Source organism: Desulfuribacillus alkaliarsenatis (assembly GCF_001730225.1).
Taxonomy (GTDB): domain Bacteria; phylum Bacillota; class Bacilli; order Desulfuribacillales; family Desulfuribacillaceae; genus Desulfuribacillus; species Desulfuribacillus alkaliarsenatis.
Genome location: NZ_MIJE01000034.1, coordinates 1 through 19,740 on the forward strand (window position 1 = coordinate 1; position 19,740 = coordinate 19,740).

12 protein-coding genes and 2 pseudogenes are annotated in these 19,740 nt (G+C 38.3%); all 14 read left to right on the forward strand.

The window, feature by feature from the left end; all coding sequences use genetic code 11:
* The first annotated feature begins 249 nt into the window (after nucleotides 1–249).
* The 14 genes and pseudogenes from BHF68_RS12870 (at nucleotide 250) to BHF68_RS12930 (ending at nucleotide 19,734) form a co-directional block, all read left to right on the forward strand.
* A complete protein-coding gene (locus BHF68_RS12870; RefSeq protein WP_069644083.1) occupies nucleotides 250–429 on the forward strand; it encodes a hypothetical protein in 180 nt (59 codons plus the stop codon).
* 103 nt (nucleotides 430–532) lie between these two features.
* A complete protein-coding gene (locus tag BHF68_RS12875; RefSeq protein ID WP_069644084.1) occupies nucleotides 533–2,551 on the forward strand; it encodes a methyl-accepting chemotaxis protein in 2,019 nt (672 codons plus the stop codon).
* A gap of 172 nt (nucleotides 2,552–2,723) precedes the next feature.
* On the forward strand, nucleotides 2,724–5,528 hold the full coding sequence (locus BHF68_RS12880; RefSeq protein WP_069644085.1) for an HD domain-containing phosphohydrolase: 2,805 nt from the start codon (nucleotides 2,724–2,726) through the stop codon (nucleotides 5,526–5,528).
* Nucleotides 5,529–5,673: 145 nt separating this feature from the next.
* Complete coding sequence (locus BHF68_RS12885) at nucleotides 5,674–7,560, forward strand: SpoIIE family protein phosphatase (protein ID WP_069644086.1); 1,887 nt, start codon at nucleotides 5,674–5,676, stop codon at nucleotides 7,558–7,560.
* Between the two features lie 164 nt (nucleotides 7,561–7,724).
* Nucleotides 7,725–7,895 (forward strand): annotated as a pseudogene (locus tag BHF68_RS15875) (phosphate/phosphite/phosphonate ABC transporter substrate-binding protein); the annotation flags it as partial.
* Between the two features lie 60 nt (nucleotides 7,896–7,955).
* Nucleotides 7,956–8,714, forward strand: a complete 759-nt coding sequence (gene phnE / locus BHF68_RS12890; protein WP_069644087.1) for a phosphonate ABC transporter, permease protein PhnE — start codon at nucleotides 7,956–7,958, stop codon at nucleotides 8,712–8,714.
* 12 nt (nucleotides 8,715–8,726) lie between these two features.
* Nucleotides 8,727–9,467, forward strand: a pseudogene (gene phnC / locus BHF68_RS12895) (phosphonate ABC transporter ATP-binding protein).
* Nucleotides 9,468–9,627: 160 nt separating this feature from the next.
* Nucleotides 9,628–11,262: a SpoIIE family protein phosphatase gene (locus BHF68_RS12900; RefSeq protein ID WP_069644088.1), complete on the forward strand. Its 1,635-nt coding sequence runs from the start codon at nucleotides 9,628–9,630 to the stop codon at nucleotides 11,260–11,262.
* The gene (locus tag BHF68_RS12905) at nucleotides 11,249–11,587 is read left to right on the forward strand and encodes a hypothetical protein (RefSeq protein ID WP_069644089.1); all 339 of its coding nucleotides are present in this window, start codon (nucleotides 11,249–11,251) and stop codon (nucleotides 11,585–11,587) included. The genes BHF68_RS12900 and BHF68_RS12905 overlap by 14 nt, the downstream gene beginning before the upstream one ends.
* Before the next feature lie 85 nt (nucleotides 11,588–11,672).
* Nucleotides 11,673–14,912: a DEAD/DEAH box helicase gene (locus BHF68_RS12910; RefSeq protein ID WP_084019441.1), complete on the forward strand. Its 3,240-nt coding sequence runs from the start codon at nucleotides 11,673–11,675 to the stop codon at nucleotides 14,910–14,912.
* Between the two features lie 161 nt (nucleotides 14,913–15,073).
* Complete coding sequence (locus BHF68_RS12915) at nucleotides 15,074–16,900, forward strand: hypothetical protein (protein ID WP_069644090.1); 1,827 nt, start codon at nucleotides 15,074–15,076, stop codon at nucleotides 16,898–16,900.
* Nucleotides 16,901–16,918: 18 nt separating this feature from the next.
* A complete protein-coding gene (locus BHF68_RS12920; RefSeq protein ID WP_069644091.1) occupies nucleotides 16,919–17,209 on the forward strand; it encodes an STAS domain-containing protein in 291 nt (96 codons plus the stop codon).
* A complete protein-coding gene (locus BHF68_RS12925; RefSeq protein ID WP_069644092.1) occupies nucleotides 17,209–17,589 on the forward strand; it encodes a response regulator in 381 nt (126 codons plus the stop codon). Before BHF68_RS12920 ends, BHF68_RS12925 begins: the two co-directional genes overlap by 1 nt.
* Before the next feature lie 12 nt (nucleotides 17,590–17,601).
* Entirely contained in the window at nucleotides 17,602–19,734 is a 2,133-nt protein-coding gene (locus BHF68_RS12930; RefSeq protein ID WP_084019442.1) for a chemotaxis protein CheA, read from the forward strand.
* The last annotated feature ends 6 nt before the right edge of the window (nucleotides 19,735–19,740 follow it).

The following is a 19,740-nucleotide window of genomic DNA, read 5'->3' on the forward strand; positions in this document are numbered from 1 at the left end:
CCGAGCTTTTCAACAACTTTGGAAGAACGCTTTCCATTTTCGTAAATTGATTTAACCACATATAAAGATGCAGCATTTTTTGAATTAACAATTTGTAGCCTCATTTATACACCGTCCCCTTGTCGATTGCTTATATTATAACACATTGTGAAACATTGTGCACTATATAAATAGAAAAATTGACAAAAAAATAAGCCTACATCAAGGCTTGTTGGGATTTTTTCTTTATTAAAGTGTCAAAGACCCGGGATGTTGAACGCCATTAATGAAGTTACACAGGCCACTAATGAAGGAGCAGAAGGAATTACCAATATAGCAGAAAAAGCAAGTGTTTTTACGAGTAGAACTGAAGATATGGTTTCACAAATGAAAGAGACTAGAAACAATACTGAGCAACTAGCTGTTAAGATGGCACAGTTCAAAGTGTAAATAATCAGATTGGTAACACAATCCCTCTTTACTACTAGCTACGAAAAGAATAGAATATAGGTAAATATAATAGATATAGATAGCGAAAAGGAGCTAGTGGCAAATGAGTGGGATTCGTGGTCGATTAATAATTTTATTTGGAGGGCTTATTGCTATTGTCTGTGTAGGTTTAGGCATGGGGGCAGTTTATATTGCGTCCAATGCACTAGAGGCAGAAATTGAAACAGTAATCCCTCAGAAAGCAGAAGATGCGGCAAAATTAATTGACAGCATGATGGATGCTCAGTTTACTTTTCTAGAAGGTGTTGCCAAAATCGAGACTATCAGTGACCCTACGATACCCCTTGAAGAGAAGATTCTGATTATGCAGAGGGAGCATGAACGGAGCAATTTTTCGCGATTATTGTACGCTGACACGAGAGGGAACGCTTACGCCTCCGATGCTTATTTAGAGACTAATGTAATCGTTGATGTTTCACAGAGGGACTATTACTACGAAGCGCTGGATGGCAATCGAAGTATTATGGAACCGACCGTAAGTGTTAATCCTGACGACCATGGAGCAACAATTATCGTCTATGCAGTACCAATCTATCATAACAACCAGACAGTGGGTGTGCTTATTGCTGTTGGACAAGCAGCCTATTTGAACAATATAGCAGAAAGCATTCAATATGGAGACACAGGGTACGCATATATAATTAATGCGGAAGGGGTAATAATAGCCCATCCTAATGTTGAGTATGTTGAAACTCAGTTCAACCCAATTGAATCGGCAAGGACGGATGTTCAATATCAGAGCTTGGCTGCACAGGTACAACGGATGATTAACCGTGAGAATAGCTACGGGGAGTATACATTTAACAATGTTGATTTGTATGTAGGGTTTGCACCTGTGGAAAACAGCACTTGGTCAGTAGCAGTCGGTGTTCATAAAGAAGAAGTTCTAGCAGATATTCCAGTTATGAGAAGATCATTAATGACGGGAAGTGCACTTGCTCTATTGATAGGTCTAATAGCTGCATATTTTATTGGCAGAAATATCTCAACTCCAATTCGAACGATAACAGAGACGGTGAAGGTTATCTCAACAGGTGATTTAACACCTTCTGTACCAGCTGATGTAATGAGCCGAAAAGATGAGACAGGCGAGATTGCAATAGCGATTCATAATATGAAAGAAAACCTAACGGAAATTGTTTCTGCAATGTCAATGAATTCCCAGCAGGTAGCTTCATCATCAGAACAGCTACTAGCCAGCGCCGAACAGACTATGGATGCGACCAATCAATCTGCAGCATCTGCTCAGGAAGTAGCAGAAGGAGCAGAAAGGCAGGTCGCTAGCTCAGACGAAACAGCGCGGGCAATGGAGGAAATGGCACTTGGGGTAACAAGGGTTGCCGAATCTTCCATGAGTATCTCTGAGTCCGCAAGTGACATGCAGAATAAAGCCAAAGAAGGAAATGAAGCATTAAAACAGACAATTATGAAAATGGGATCCGTTAGACAGGGAACAGAATCAACGGCTTCAGTTATAAAAGCATTAAACGAGCAATCGGCTAAAATTAATGACATCATAGGGATTATCACCAACATAGCAGAACAGACAAACCTACTAGCATTAAACGCTGCCATAGAAGCTGCTAGGGCAGGGGAAGCGGGCAGAGGATTTGCTGTTGTAGCTGATGAAATTCGTAAGCTGGCAGATCAATCATCAAATTCAGCAGGACAAATAAAAGCACTAATTGAAGTTGTACAACAGCACACCAATAAAGCTGTTAACTCGATGGACCAAAGCAAAACAGAGGTTATTGATAGTACGGAAATGGTTGAGAACGTAGGAGTTATCTTCAAAGAAATAATGGACTCAATTCAAGCTGTAACAAGCCAGATAGAAGAGATATCTTCTGCATCAGAAGAAATGTCTGCAGGAGCAGAAGAAGTAACAGCATCGGTCAATGATTTAGCAAGCATAGCGAAGACATCTTCAGACCATATGCAGAGCCTAGCGGCCACCTCTGAAGAACAGCTAGCAACCATGGAAGAGGTAACAAAGCTAGCTGACAGTCTATCCAATATGGCAGATGAACTAAAGAAGATTGTAGAGAAGTTTAAGATATAGAGTAAGTAAGCGAAACTCCCATGTAGGTAGTTAATAAACTACTATACTATGGGAGTTTTGTTTTGGAGATCCAAATTTATAATTCCATATCCCACCGTTATCGTGCTATAATAAATTTCGGAGATATTTGTCGAATAATGGCATATCAGTGCATTTGCACGGGGGTGGGTTAGTGGATTTTTCAATATTTTTATACATTCTTCTACTTGCTGTATTTCTATATTTAATAATTGCAGGATTTGCTTTAAAGTATCGAGAGGTTGAAGGTGCTTATGGTTTCTCTGTACTTATGATTGCAACTGCCGTTTATTGCTTAGGATATTTTTTTCAATTACAAAGCACTGACGAGCAAGCGGTGACTACATGGATTAACTTTCAATATATTGGAGCCGCTAGTATTCCAGGAATATGGTTGGTGTTCGTAATTCGTTATTGTGGTTTAGGGTATTGGTTAACACCTGGCAAGATGATTGGGATTGGAGCAATACCAGCAATAACAGTCCTGTCTGCTAATTCAACTTTTGTAGATAGTTGGTTATACTCAGGGGTACAGCTAGAATTTGTTGAAGGGATTACACTTGTTAAGTACAATTTACTTTTCGGATATTATATATTTTTTGTCTATGCATTACTTTCTGTTTTAATTGGTTTAGCGCTATTGATATATAGCTATTTTAAGTTCAAGCAAGATAATAATAGTAAACGATTTTTGTTACTTTCTATAGGTGCGGCTGTTCCTTTACTTGCATATATTGTGTCTGTTACTAGTACGAGTTCGTTGAATCTGGATTTGGTGCCCTTATCTTCACTATTAACGGCGTTTATTTATCTTTATAATGTTTATACATATGAAATGTTTCGTTCTGTGTCAATAAGTAAAGATGTTATATACAATACGTTACAGGACGCGATAATCGTAACGAATGACAAGCATTGTATAACGGAGATGAATCACACTGCCCAAAAATATTTTGGGGAACTTGAAAAAGTTATTGGGAAATCAATTGACGAGATATTATCTAAGATTGACGCTCAAGGAGTATTTAGATATCAAGGACAAGCACTGTGGTTTTCAATAAAAGTAAACCCCATCGATATTTTTGACAATAGAGATTCACTAACGAACAATAATTTATATATACTTCGAGATGTTACGGACAGTGTGTTAGCTCAGCAAGCTTTATATGAAAGTGAAGAGAAGTATCGAACATTATTCGATCATATGCAGGAAGGTTTTGCTTTTCATGAGATTATATGTGACGAGCAAGGACAGGCCGTAGATTATAGATTTCTAGATGTGAACCCTTCATTTGAAAGAATTACTGGTTTACAAAAAGAGCAGATTGTTGGTCAACGAGTTTTAGATATCCTTCCAAATACGGAGTCGTACTGGATTGAAGAGTACGGTAAGGTTGCACTGCAGGGTACTTCAATTACATTTGAAAATTATTCAATAGAAGTTGAAAAATATTTTTCGGTAACGGCCTTTAGTCCTCAACATGGTCAGTTTGCTGTAATCTTTTTTGATATAACGGATCGGGTTTTGCTAGAGAAAGCGACGTTTAAAGAAAAGGAACGGTTACGTACAACTCTAATGTCTGTTGGTGACGGAGTTATAGTTACGGATAAGCAAGCAAATGTAGTAATGCTTAATAACGTAGCACAGACTCTCACCGGATACTCTGAAGAAGAGGCTGCAGGTATGCCTTTTTCTAAGGTGTTTACAATAATTAATCAAGAAACAAAACAAAAGTGCAAAGACCCTGTGGAGTTAGTGTTGAAATCTGGGAAGATAGAGACCTTAGAAGAGAATACTTTATTGATAGCGAAAGATGGTACAAAAACAATGATAGCCGATAGTGCGGCGCCCATTTTGGTTAAAAACGTGGAAATCCAAGGTGTTGTAGTTGTTTTCCGTGATATCACAGAAGAATTTGAGAGGCAAGAACAGATAACATATCTAAGCTACCATGACCAGCTGACTGGGTTATATAATCGCAGATATTTTGAAGAGCAGCTTAAGCGTGTTGATACAGAACGCAATCTTCCTTTGAGTATGATTGTAATTGATGTAAATAGTTTGAAGCTGATTAATGACTCCTTTGGTCATACGATGGGCGACAAGTTAATTCAAAAGACAGCGGAAATCCTGCGCTCAGCATGTCGGGCTGATGAGATTATAGCCCGTTGGGGTGGTGATGAGTTTGTTGTTTTATTACCAAATACAGCACTTGAGCAAGTGGCTAGTGTAGGAGAGCGGATTATACAATTAACTAAAGAATTTGATTTTGCTCCAGTACTTATTTCGTTGTCCGTTGGCTGGGCTACAAAGTTAGACAGCTGTGAAGATACTCAAGAGATTTTTAAGCAAGCGGAAGACAGAATGTACCGACATAAGCTGCTTTACAGTGATAAAATAAAGCGGCAAATAATTGAAAAAATCAACCAACATCTGCATCGCGTCAGTAAGGATGAAGAACAGCACGCCCTGCGAGTTGCAAAACTTTGTACGTGTATCGCTGAAAAACTAGTAATGCCTCGTGAGGATAAACAAGACTTAATAACTGCAGCAAAAGTTCATGACATAGGAAAAATTGCGATTAATACGGAAATATTAGACAAAGCAGGTCCGCTATCGGAAGAAGAGTGGATTGAAATGAAACGGCATCCAGAGGTCGGATTTCGCATACTGAGTGCAGTCAATGATTTTTCTAATATAGCTGAAATTGTATTGTCGCATCATGAACATTGGGATGGATCTGGTTATCCTAAGGGTTTAAGAGGAAAGGAAATACCAATACATTCGCGAGTTTTATCAGTAGCAGAGGCTTTTGATAGTATGACGCATAATAGTTCTTACCGCAAAGCTATTTCTGAAGCAGACGCTTTAAGGAAGCTACAAGAGCAAGCGGGCAAGCAATTTGACCCAGAGGTAGTAAAGCTATTATCTGAGATTATCAATAATGATATATGTTAAAAAGATCAATATATAAATAAGAATTAGTATAAATATAAATATAAATATGAAAAAATGATGAAGATAGCCCTGTTGTTTAATGTTTAATTATAGTATGATTAACTATAGTGACATTTGTTAGTTTCAAAGACAGGGGTCGATTGATATGGAATTTGGTTTGAGAGCAAAGGTGATTATCGCAATTGTTGTGTTAATTATGTTTTGCTCTCTAATTTTTACTGTGCGATTAAACATACAAAGCCAAGCATTGCTGGATGAAAGGCAACAACTATTAACCCATATTAGCTTAGACCCAGTGGAGCGAAGAATCAGTGTAATCCATAGTAAACTGGAACTAGTCGCTATTCAAATTGAGCACAATAATGAGATTATTTCTGCTTTTGTAGAAAGAGACCGTGAGCAATTAGCTAGGGCAGTAGATCCTATTATGGAACAGCTTGTTATGAATAATATAAATGTACTTCATTTTCACTTACCTGATGCAACTACATTCTATAGAGGGCATAACCCAGCTCTTTATGGTGATAATCTATATTTTCGAAATATGGTACTTGAGATTACTGAGAATAAGGAGTCAATCAGTGGCTTTGAATTTGGAATATCAGGGCTTAACTATAGAGTTGTTAAACCAATATTTATCGATGGTGAGTACATTGGAAGTTTTGAGGTTGGAGAAACAATTGGCAATCATGTTCTTGATGTTTGGAAGCGTGCGGGTGCGGGTGAATGGTACTTATATGAGTTTAACAATGGGGAATTTGGTGAATTATTAGCTAGTACGTGCGGGCCTTTGTTGACTGAATTGTGTAGTGACAATATAAAGATGCTTACATTAGGAGAAACAACGGAATGTACAGATGGAAAAGAAATTATTAACATAGTACCTTTGAATAATTATCAGGGTGAAATTAACTGGGTAGTAGTGAGGGTATATAATAACACAGAGATGATTCAATTACAACATCAGCAGACTAGATATAACGTCATTTTTGGAATTGCTCTAGCTAGTATGTTTGGTATAATTAGCTTTATTTTTTTACATCGGTTATTTTCTCCTTTCCATGAATTGATTAATACAACTGACCAGTGGGCCACTGGTCAATTACAAATCCCATTAAAGATTGTTAATTCTGGTGATGAGCTAGAGAGACTATCAAAAACAATGGAAAACATGCGGGTGTCATTAGATATCCAGACAAAGGAGTTACAAGTAAGAAACCAAGAATTGACCATTGTTAATAAAAAACTAAGTGAGTTATATAAACTACGTAATGATGAGGTTGCTAAAGCAGCAGAGCTACACAAGAAGTTTCTGCCTAGTAAATTACCAACTATTGAAGGGGCCGAGGTGGCAGCATATTACATGCCTTCCGGTTTAGTTGGAGGGGATTTTTATAATGCTATCAAGTATGATGATAAGCTGATCACATATATTGTTGATGTTAGTGGTCATGGACTAGATGGAGCAATGATGAATGTTTTTATTAGTAATGTAATTAATCAATATATAGAGACTATAAGCAGTCAGCAGGAATCATTCATGCCTTCGGAGCTGTTAGACTATTTGGTTAGTAAATATCTAAAAGAGGAATTTCCTGCTGATTACCATTTTGCAATAGTTATAATGCTGTATGATTCTAAGCAGCAAACGATTACGTATGTTAATGCGGGGAATCACATCACTCCGTTTTTTGGCAAAAAAGGTCGGATTGAAAGACTTAAAGAGGCAGGTTTACCAATCTCTACATCTATCCCTAAGGAACTCATGGTATATGAAGATACTGTATTTACAATAGACGTAGATGATTGGGTGTTGTTAGTTAGCTCAGATGGTTTACCAGAACAAGAGTATAAAGGTGAACTGTATGGAGAAGAGCGTATAGCAAGACTAATCGAAAACAGATATAAGCCTAATGCGAAGGAATTATTGAACACAATAGCAATGGATTTGCGCGAATATACTAGAAAAAGCACATATACTGATGATGTTACGATTATTGCATTATCAAGCACTAAAAACAATCGATTCTAACAATTGCATATTTAAATAGTTTAGAAATCCATCGGTGTTACAGGAACATGCCGATGGATTTCTTTTTTGGAATAAATTAACCGTATATATTCCAAAGCCAACAAAAACACTAGGAATTATGTATTGACTCTAATAGACAACTATAATAACAGTACCCTTGGGCTGTAGGCGCTGAAGTTGATCAAGAAACAATTCAATTATTACAAGAAGCGTTTCTAGCAATTGATGATGAAGAAATTCTAAGAGGTTTTGGTGCAAGTGGTTTTGCGCTTACATCTGATGAAGACTATGAGCCTATTCGTCAGGTAATGATTCGTACAGGTAAGCTTAACTAGATTTGCATAACTATATTGCTAAATCAGCTAGAATAGTAGTGGCGAAATGAGTGAAGTTCTATGTGGTTAAAGCCTAAAAATATTATAATTGCAATCGTGCTCCTGCTCTTGGTAGTTTGGAGCGCGGATGCGACACAGGTAAGTTGGACGAAACTAGTAGAAGCTAAGGATCGCCTTTCTCAAATAATGGAGCTATGGTTCCCGCCGAATTGGAGTAAGGCAGAGCAAGCGTTCAGTGCAACTTTGCTTACCCTGCAAATGGCATTTTTAGGCTCTTTTATAGCTTTGGTGGTTGTGCTTCCTTTAAGCTTTTTAGCTGCTAAAAATACGGCACCAAATATGACCTTGTATCATACTGTGCGTGGAACTTTTAGTTTTCTGCGTTCTGTTCCTGATATAGTAATAGGATTAATTCTAGTTATGGCAGTAGGACTTGGCCCGTTTCCTGCTGTTATTGCAATTATGCTTCATAATGTAGGAGTTCTAGGAAAACTAATATCAGAGTTAATCGAGGCAGCAGAGAAAGGACCGCAAGAAGCTATTCAGTCCCTAGGCTTAGGTAGGTCAATGATTGCGCTCTATGGGGTGATGCCTCAAATATTTCCAAATGTGTTATCGCAGTTCTTCTATCGTTTTGAGGTTGCCATTAGGACATCATTAATACTTGGTTTTATAGGTGCTGGTGGAATCGGACAGTTACTGTTTAATTCATTTAGAATTTTCCACTATGCAGATGTAACCTTATACGTAATCTTTATTATGGCATTAGTTATCTTGGTAGATATGCTTGGTAGCTTTGTCCGTAATAGGATAATATAAGGGGGGACATCTATGTTAACGATAAAAAACTTAACGACAGTCTATAAAACTAAAAAGGGTGCTGAAAAAGCACTAGATAATGTTTCCCTTACGATAAATAAAGGTGAATTTATAGGAATATTAGGTCCAAGTGGAGCAGGGAAATCAACATTAATTCGTTGTATAAACCAGCTTGTTCGACCCACCAGCGGTGAGGTCAATTGGAACCAGAAAGCATTACACACGCTCAAGGGCAAGTAGCTTCGTTTGGCACGACGCGATATTGGAATGATATTTCAGCAATTTCATTTAATCCCTAGATTAACGGTTATGCAAAATGCACTGCTAGGTTGCTTCGGTTACCGTAACTTCTGGAGTAATGTATTCGGCGTAACAACTAAGGAACAGAAAAAACAAGCGATGGAAGCTTTAGAACGCGTTGGCATTGTGCATATGGCAGATAAACGTGTAGATCAGCTAAGTGGAGGTCAGCAGCAACGTGTAGCAATTGCCCGCGTATTAATGCAAAATCCGCAGCTATTGCTAGGTGATGAGCCTGTAGCAAGTCTCGACCCAGTTACCAGTAAAAAGGTGCTGCAGCTTATAAAAGACATTCATGCTTCCGAAGGTATGACAACTATCATAAATTTACATGATGTAGGTTTGGCGACTTCCTTTTGCGAACGCATCATTGGTTTATCCAATGGTAAGGTTGTATTCGATGACACGCCAGATAAGGTAGATGAAGAAGTCATGCAATTGATATACGATTAAAGAATCTAATAAATTAAATGAAATTCAAATAGCACTCTGAGAGGTAGAGATAGATCTAGCACTTAGGGTGCTTATCTGCGTTGACTAATACTGATAAATGTTGGACAATAGCTGTAGAACAATTGCTTTGTTTATATTGGATGTGTATAGGAGAATGCTTATGAAAAACAATTTGAGTATTCCGATAAATGAATTTAATGAAATATTAAATGAAATTGATAATGGCGTTATGATTGTAGATAGACATGGACGTTATTTAGAAGTGAATAAAGCAATGAGTGATCGACTAGGGTACACACAATCAGAAATGCGTGGGAGATCAATCTTTGAGTTAGATACTCCTGAATATGCAAAGCTAGCTCATGAGCGGTTAGCTAAGATTTTCAAAGAGAGAGAAGCTGTTTTTGAAGTTGCCCATAAGGCTAAAGATGGCGTGATTATCCCTGCAGAAATCAAGACCAAGGTTATTAACTACAACAATCAAGATGTAATTCTCGTCATTGCCAAAGATGTTAGCAAGCAAAAAGAGCTAGAAGAGGCACTGAGGGTTAGCGAGGAAAAAATATTTGAATATATTATGGAGCTAGAGCTAAAAAACGTAGAAATGGAAGAACTATATCGACACTTAGATGAAGAAATTGATAAAGCGCTGCGTATTCACGAACAGACAATGTCGAAGGAAATGCCAATAGTGGAAGGTGTTTCTGTGGCAACTTATTACCAGCCTGCAAAGAAGCTAGGTGGAGATTTTTATGATGTAATAAAGCGAGAAAACAAACTAGTTTTCTATGTTTCGGATGTGTCGGGTCACGGGCTTGATGGCGCGATTATGAGTATGTTTGTGAAAAATACCATAAGCAGCTTTGTAGCTTTAGCAGATGATGAAAATATAAATCCAGAGGATATTCTGCGATTTTTAAGTACCCAGTATCAAATAATGGATTATACGGCTGAGTATTTTATCAGTATCTGTTTAATGGTTTTAAATATAGATAGTAAAGAGTTGTTGTATTCTAGCCTGGGTTTTCATACCCCACCTTTGGTTAAGCTTAATAATGGCGATACTCTTACACTAGAGAATAAAGGTCTGCCTATTTCAACAGCGGTTCCGACAGAGATGCTTGATTTCAAAGCGAGTAAGATTGTTATGCAATTTGGATCGACATTGCTGATGAATACGGATGGGCTAGTTGAACAAGAGGTCGCTGATACTAGGTATATGGAGCGTTTAAATGCATTGTTTGAACAGATGAGTTGTTTGCCGCCGAAGGCGTTGATACAAGTAATTAACAATGATTTCAATCAATTTAATCTTGGTCGGGCTGAAGCGGAAGATGATATTACATTGCTTGCAATAAAGCTTGAAGAGCCTGATGTGCGACGTAAGTCAATGATTTTTGCTAGCGATTTTAGTGCATTAGAAGAAGTGTATAGTTGGCTTAGTACAGAATTAAAAAACCATGAAGATGTTGAAATGACGTATATGGTATTACAAGAGGTTATTGGGAACGCGATAGAACACGGAAATCGTTTTGATACTGCTAAAAAAGTAATGCTAGAAATTTGTGTATGCAATAATTATATATTTGCCCAAGTAGGGGATGAGGGGGAAGGTTTTGCTTGGAAGAAGCAAATTGAAAAACCTCTGACCCTTGAAGGAACTGAAGAACGTGGACGCGGCATAGCAATGAGTAGATTAATGAGTGAGCAGTTGTTCTATAATGAGAAAGGTAATATAGCATATGTAATATGTAAGAGAAAGGTAGAGGAGATAGGAAAAGATGAAATATGTTAAAGTAAAAGTTACTGGAACGAACGCGGCAGAACTAGTCAGTATGTTCGCAGAAGATGAGCAGTTTTATAATTTTAAGCCGTCGGATGATGTGTATGTATTTACAGCGGAAGAGTTTTATCTGCGAAATAACAGTCAGGTTATGGCGTGTATAATAGTGAAATTAGTAAATGAGCAAACTTTATTGATAGACATTATTAGTGGCGGTGGTAGGGTAGGATTTCTACGTTTAGATTCAGGAGCCGAGGAGAAATGGATTAAGAAAATAGCTATTGCCATAGAAGCAGTTTGTGAACAGCAAGGATGGCAGATAGAGAAGAATCTATAATAACCAATAAGCGTGTTATTCCCAAGTGAAATGTAGTACAATAAGGGGATAACACTTTTGCTTTTTTCAAAGGAGATTTAGGGACTTGAATTCAAACATAGAGTTAACGGAAGAATCAATACGTAATCGATGCGTAGCGGAGAGCACATTTAAAAAAGGACTTAAATATTATGCAGATAGGGCAGTTAAAGATATAGCAGAGTTATTACCTGGTAAGTTGTTTCACTCGATTGTTGCTGGCGGGCATGATTATCATCAACGTTTTGAATTTAATAGACATGGTGTTCTAATGCGATCTAGCTGTGACTGTCCTGCTTTTTCTAGTTTCCCAGGTCACTGTAAGCACATAGTTGCTGCCTTATTTGCTATTAAAGACCATGTGGAGAATGTTGTTATTACAGATAAGGTGGAAGCGGAGCAGGTAAGGCTACTAATTGAACAATATCAAGAACAAGAAAGCAATCGTAAAGAGCCGCTGCAATTAGAATTGACGTTTCATTTTGAAGCTTCGTTTAGAAGCAAGCAGGATGTGAATAGTTATTTGTCGTTAAAGGTAGGAACTAACCGTCTGTATGTGGTTACCGGCTTAGAGCAGTTTCTAGAGGCGGTATATAAGCAGCGAGAGCATACTTTTACGAAGCTGTTCACCTACTCTCCTTGGGAGCACTACTTCTCAGATAAAGACGAGCAAATTGTTAAAATATTACTTGATATATATGAGTATGAACAGATGTCCTTGCGTGAGGGCTATTATAGCCGTAACGTGTTCCAGGGGAAACGGGTATTTTTGCCCAAAGGCTACGTTATGCGCTTGTTTAACATACTGCAGGGAAGTGTAGTTAACGCCGAAGTTAATGGTGTACCTTATCAAGGTGTGCCAGTGTTTAAAGCGGATTTACCTATCCAATTTGCATTATCTGAAGCAGATGACGGCTTAGAACTGTCACTTAAGAAGCATGGTGAGATTGAGCAGTTGTTTAATGACGGGAATATTTTTTTGTACCAACACACATTTTATCTAGTCAGTGCCAAACAGCAGCATCAGCTACAACCAGTATTGACGAGCTTAAGGAAACTACAGGCAGATAAAATTAGGATTCCTAAGACACAGGCACAGCCATTTGTATCAGGTGTGCTTCGCAAACTTAAGCAGGGGGCGAATGTTGAGGTGTCCCCATCCATAGAACAGAGATTAATACAAACGCCATTAAGAGCGCAAGTCTACCTAGATTACGAGCATGGTGTTATTTCGTGCGACTTGAAATATCGTTATGGAGATATAGTGATAGATCCTTTTACTGAGACTATTAAGAACAATACTGCGGCTAGCAGTGAAGATATAGATAGAATTTTAATTCGTGATACAGAGCAAGAGCAAAGGGTTATGGATTATTTCGAACAGCTTGATTTCCAATATAACGGGAAAACGATGTTTATTGAGGATGAAGGGGCGATTTACCAGTTTCTAGCCAGCCAAATTGCTGAGCTTCAGCAATTTGCAGAAATCTATTACAGTGAACGCTTTAATAATTTACATCGGACGAAAAAGCCTAAATTCAGCGGGAAAATCGCTGTTAATGCTTCTATTAATGTGCTAGAGGTTCAATTTGAGCTAGAAGGCGTAGAGCGCACTGAGCTGTTATCAATTTTGAACGCAATTAAGGAAAAAAGAACCTACTATCGCTTGAAAGACGGGGCATTTATCTCATTAGCTGCTGAAGATATAGAAGAGGTTGCGGAGATGGCTCGTCTAACGGATGAATTACAGTTAAGAAAATCTGATTGGGCAGAAGAAACTATTCAGCTTCCACTACATCAGGCACTGCTATTTGATGACATTGACAATAACAGTTCAATTTGGCGTAAAGATAAGCATTTCCAAGAACTTGTAGGAAAAATTAAGCACCCTCAGGAAATTAATGTACCGTTACCAGCACATTTAGAGCAGATAATGAGGCCGTACCAAAAGACAGGATATCAATGGCTACATACACTTGCATACTACGGATTCGGTGGTATTCTAGCAGATGATATGGGGCTTGGTAAAACCTTGCAGGCTATTAGTTATATATTGTCGTTAAAGACTACGGCAGCAGAAAAAAGGCCAGCGCTCGTATTAGCACCAACATCATTAGTCTATAATTGGCAAAGCGAGCTTGCAAGCTATGCGAGTGAGCTAAGTGTTGTTGTAATTTCGGGGGCGCAAGAGGAAAGGCAGCTTCTATTAGAGCGGATAGAGACAGTCGATGTTGTAATTACCTCCTATCCATTAGTTCGTAGAGATATTGACGCATATCGTCAGATAGAATTCTCTACCTGTATATTAGATGAGGCACAATTTCTGAAAAATCATACAACCATAACAGCACAGGCAGTTAAGACCATAAGAGCTAGTAGTTATTTTGCTTTGACGGGTACTCCAATAGAAAATTCCGTAACTGATTTATGGTCGATATTTGATATTGTATTACCTGGGTTTTTTCCGTCGATAAAACAGTTCCAACGTTTGTACGGGGAAGGTACATTGGATAAGCTGCATAGGCGGATTAAGCCTTTTATTCTTCGAAGAGTTAAGAAGGACGTCTTGCAGGAACTGCCAGACAAGATTGAGAACAAACTAATATCGGCACTTACAATAGATCAGAAAAAGCTCTATATGGCCTATCTAGAGCAAATTAAAGGACAGATAACAGATATCATAAAGCAGGAAGGCTTTAATAAAGGACAAATTAAAATCCTAGCGGCCTTAACCCGTCTGCGCCAGATTTGCTGCCACCCTGGTCTGTTTATTGAAGACTATCAGGGCGAAAGTGGTAAGCTATTGCAACTGCAGGAGATTTTAACGGATATGATTGCTGCTGGACACCGTATATTAATATTTTCACAGTTTGCAAGTATGCTTAAGCTGATTAGAGATACCATTGATCAAACTGAATACTCCTATCATTATCTTGACGGCTCTACGCCAGCGATAGAGCGCATGGATATGGCGAATCGTTTTAATCAGGGGGAAGGAGATGTATTTCTCATTTCACTCAAGGCGGGCGGAACGGGGCTTAATTTAACTGGAGCTGATACGGTTATATTGTATGACCTCTGGTGGAATCCAGCTGTTGAGGATCAAGCTACAGATCGGGCGCACCGGATTGGACAAGAGAAGGTTGTGCAGGTGATTCGCTTGATAGCACAAGGCACAATTGAAGAAAAAATTTACGAACTACAGCAAAAGAAACGCGACTTAATCGGACAGGTGATACAATCTGGTGAGACTATGCTTTCAAAGCTTTCGGAAGCTGAATTAAAGGAATTATTGAGTATTAAGTAGAAATGATATAACTTTAAGCAAAATTAATGTTAAAAAAACGCGATATTGTATGATTTTAAAGTGATTATGAAGTATAATTGAAGAAAAGTGGCAGATGCCATAATAATAAGTGATAACTTGACAGTTTGTGTAAAAGCTTGCTAACTATATGAGGTGGAAATATGTCAATAGAAGCTAACAATCAAAAAATTGAAGAAGTTTCTTCAGATATAGAGCAATTAATAGCTACAACAGAGGACTTATATGGCGCAATCTTTGATCAGTTACCTAGCTTAGAAAGCGAGATAGACCTAACAGCTAGGGAAGTCGAAATACTCTTAGATTTCTTTATCCATCATAATGAGCGTGAAAGCTCAGGGGAGTCAGTGCAGCAGCTATCGAGGATTTTAAAACAGGTAGAAGCTGAAGTTCGTCAGACAACTGCAAATATGGTTGATGAACAACAAATACGTAAGATTATTGAGAGCTTTCTACGTAAAGGTGACTCGGAGGACGAAATAAGCGTTGAAGATGTGATGGAGGTTATATATAAGGTAAAAGAGCGGATTACTGACATTGAGCTTATTTCAATGAATGCGATTATCTTCTCTGGTAAGCTAGGTGAAGAGGGAAAGGCCTTTGGCGTTATTTCAGATAACATTATGTCTTTCTCGAACAAGGTGGATAGTCAATATCGTTCTATGGAAGAGCATGCTTTGGGGCTTGGAAGCTGGAATCAGAAGTTTACGGACAGCTTGGACGTTATATTGAAATACCATAACAGGTTAACAACGGAACAAATCCATGAATTTGTAGGAATATTTGATTCTGTCTTTTCGTCGCTAGAAACGGTTCGCAAAGTGCTAGGCGAGCTTAACTCCACAGTGTATTTAGCAGTTGAGCCTGTGCAGGAGCTTATGGTAAAAATTCAGGTGCAGGATATTTTGCGCCAAGGTTTAGAAAATGTACAGAAATGTCTATTAACAGTAGTTGATAATAATCAGAAGTTTTGTCTTGAAGATAAGTGTACACCTGAACAACGCATGGATATTCTATCATTTAATCGTGCTCTTATTCAATTAGTAATTGATTTGCTAATGAGCATAAAAGAAAGATTACTAGAGTCATTAGAAGAAATTGAACAGCCAATTAATCTTATGAAGCACCAGCTCTCAGGGTTGGTTGAGGACGAAAGTGCATTAGCAGAATATTTTGGTGGCAAGGAATTTGACACTAATGCTATTAAAGAGATTTTTCAGAAGGTTAATAGCTTTTTAGACACTTTTGATACGGAATTAACTGAGTTAGAGCAGCAGATGACTGAATTTACTAGTATTAATGACTCGTTCTATGGACAGATTAATGAGATAGAGAAGCGAATTCGAAAAATTAAGTCTTCTGTGGGACACCTGCAGAAGCTGAATATTCTTAGTCGGATAGAGCTATCGCGCATTAATCTACAAGGGACAGCTTTTGTCAGTCAAATTCAGAGCATATCAGATCAGGTTATTAAAGAAGTCGATAAGAACGAGCAATACGTAACACAATTAAAGGGTCGCTTGCAAAATGATTTACGACAATTCCAGCTAGTATTAGGTAACAATATAGCTAGAATTGTAGAGATGAAGCAGGTGGTAATCAGTGCTAAAGATAAGCTATCAATGATTGAAGGTTTAATTATTGATGCAATACGACCAATAGGGGCGACTAGCATACAGTTATATAAAGAGATAGTTAGCATCGGTGATAAACTAACTGTTAAATCAGATATCTATCAAATGGTTGAGTCTATAGAAGCTAGACTTTTTGATATATATGGATTAATAGAGGACGAGTATAGGCAGGGACTCGATGATTTAGGATTAGAGACTTGGGAGAATAAGAGCCATGATTTAGAAGAGATACTTCAGCATTTTACAACTCACTCTGAGCGTGTGGTCGCACAGCTTCATATGAATGATAAGCAGGTTGATATAGGTAGCGAGGATGGGGAACTAACATTATTCTAGTCTAGAAAGGGGATTAATATGTTTCAATTACCAGAGTCGATTACGGTATTTAATTCAGAGGAAGTACTTGAATCGTTGAGTAAATATATTAATAATATTATTTTTGGCCAAAACTCGAATGAACAGGTAATTCTTAATGCCAGGGAGTTAACAGATATCGATGGTGCAGGGCTACAGTTATTATTATCAGCCTACAAGACCTGTGAATTGAAGAATATACCCTATAGCATTACTGAACTTAATGATGAAATAATGGCATTGTTAGATATAACAGGGACTAAAGTTATAGTAGAAAGAGAGGAAGCATAATGAGTAAAGTTGTTTTTATAGTTGATGATTCACGGACAGTAAGGGCATCAGTTGAATACACATTGAAGAAGGAAGGGTATCAGGTTGAACAAGCTGTAGATGGGCAGGATGGCCTTAAGCGTCTAGAGGAGCTTAGACAAAAAGGTATCCGACCTGGGATGATTATTTCTGATATCAACATGCCTAATATGGACGGGATAACTTTTATAACAGAGGTTAAAAAAAGCATGCATTACAAGTTTACTCCAGTGCTAGTATTGACCACAGAATCACAGGACGAAAAGAAAATGCAAGGAAAGAAGGCAGGGGCAGCGGGCTGGCTTGTAAAGCCATTTAGTCCCGATCAGCTAATAGGTGTTGTGAAAAAGTTTGTCAAATAGGAGGTGGCTTTAGTGGATGCAGAGTTACTAGAAATGTTTTTGGAGGAGACAGCTGAGAACATACAGGTTATGGAAGAGGGTTTACTTGATTTAGAAGTTAACCGTGATGATGCGGATACAATTAATGTCATCTTCCGCGCTATGCACACAATCAAAGGTGGTGCAGGTCTTGTTGGACTTAACCGCGTTAATGAAATAACCCACAAAGTAGAAAATCTATTAGATTCAGTTCGTCATGGACAAATTTCTCTATCGGACGATGTATTTAAGACGCTGTTTTTAAGCGTAGATATATTAAAGAAAATGATTGAGGAGACAGACTTTGATGGACAACAGGTCGCCTCTGATATAGATTCGCTATTTTTGATGTTAGCAGAGTTTTCGGATAACGGGGTTGACACAGCAGCTTCTGATGCAGTTTCAATGGATGTTTCTAAAAGCACGACAGTGAACTTAAGGACATTTAAAATAAGCCTTCAATTTCAAACGACGATTCTTGAGACGGGGACGGATCCCCTTATGCTACTTCGCGAGCTACAAGAAGTAGGGACTGTTGTTGAATGCTACTGTAATACTTCAAAGCTACCTCAGCTTGACCAGCTTGTAAGCCATAGCTTTTACCTTGAATGGACAGTGTTCCTAGAAACGGATAGGCCAAAATCAGACATAGATGATATTTTTATTTTCGTAGTAGACGATAATGAAATACTTATAGAGGATATAACGGACAGCATAGGCGACACCTTTGATAACAATCTAAAAACTGGTGAACTTTTAGTAGATAAAGGATTAATTACAGAACGAGAGATAGAAAATAGTTTATCAAAGCAAAAGCGTATCGGCGACATTCTAGCAGAAGACGGAAAAGTGCTGAAGAAGCAAGTAGAGAAGATTGTGAGCAAGCAGGAGGAAGCTAAGAGTCAAGAATCTAGCAGTACAATTCGAGTTGATACTAGCAAATTAGAGAGCATTCTGAATAACCTAGCAGAATTGCTTATTTCTCATTCAAGGGTAAAAGAGCTAGTAATATCAAATATGAACTGGCAAGGAGAAAAGCGCAATCATACGGTAAATAGGGAGATCTTATCTGCTTTTGATGAAGTAGATAAGATTATCCGCGTGGTTCAAGAGAAGGTAATGAATACGAGTATGATTCCAATTGGTGGTACATTTACCCGTTTTCAGCGTATGATGCGTGATCTTGCTAAGGAAGTAGGCAAGGAAGTTAAGGTGCATATTGAGGGCAAGGAAACAGAGCTAGATAAGACGGTAATCGAACAGATTGCAGATCCTCTTAAGCACTTGATTCGTAATGCCTTAGACCATGGCCTTGAAACCCCTGATGAGCGCGAGGCTAGGGGTAAGCCAAGGGCTGGAACGATAGTACTAAGAGCCTTCCATCAGGAGGGTAATATTGTAATTCAGATTTCTGATGATGGTAAAGGGATTGATGAACAGATTATTTTTGCTAAGGCTATAGAGAAGGGTCTTGTCAGTGAGCAAGAAAAGCTGTCGCAGCAGGAGATGTATATGCTACTATTCAAGCCTGGATTTTCTACAGCTAAGCAGATTACAGACATCTCAGGTAGAGGTGTAGGTCTTGATGTGGTAATGACTAATATCAAGAAGCTACGCGGATCAGTAGAGATGGAGTCGGAGATAGGTATGGGAACAACAATTACGATTAAACTGCCACTAACTCTTGCTATTATAGATGGAATGATGGTTAGGGTTGGGCAGGAGCGCTTCATTATCCCGCTTAATATGATTTCAGAATTCTATAAAGCGACCAGTGAACATATGCACAAGGCGGAAGGTAAGGGACTGTTTATGCATTTGCGTGGTGAGAATATGCCTTATGTCAGCTTGGCGGATCTATTACAGCTGCAAGGTGAATGCCATTCACCAACGGATGGGATTTTAGTCATTCTTCAGAATAATAATCGCAAGTTAGCTATGATGGTCGATGAAATCCTTGGGCAAGAGCAGGTTGTAATTAAGAGCCTTAAGGAAAACATGCAACAACAAATTGACGGAATTGCAGGGGTAACGATATTAGGTAATGGTAAGGTGGCAATTATCCTAGATATTCCTACAATATATAAGCTGGTAAAGGAAGCAAAGCCAATAAAAAGCTTAGCTTGATGGTGA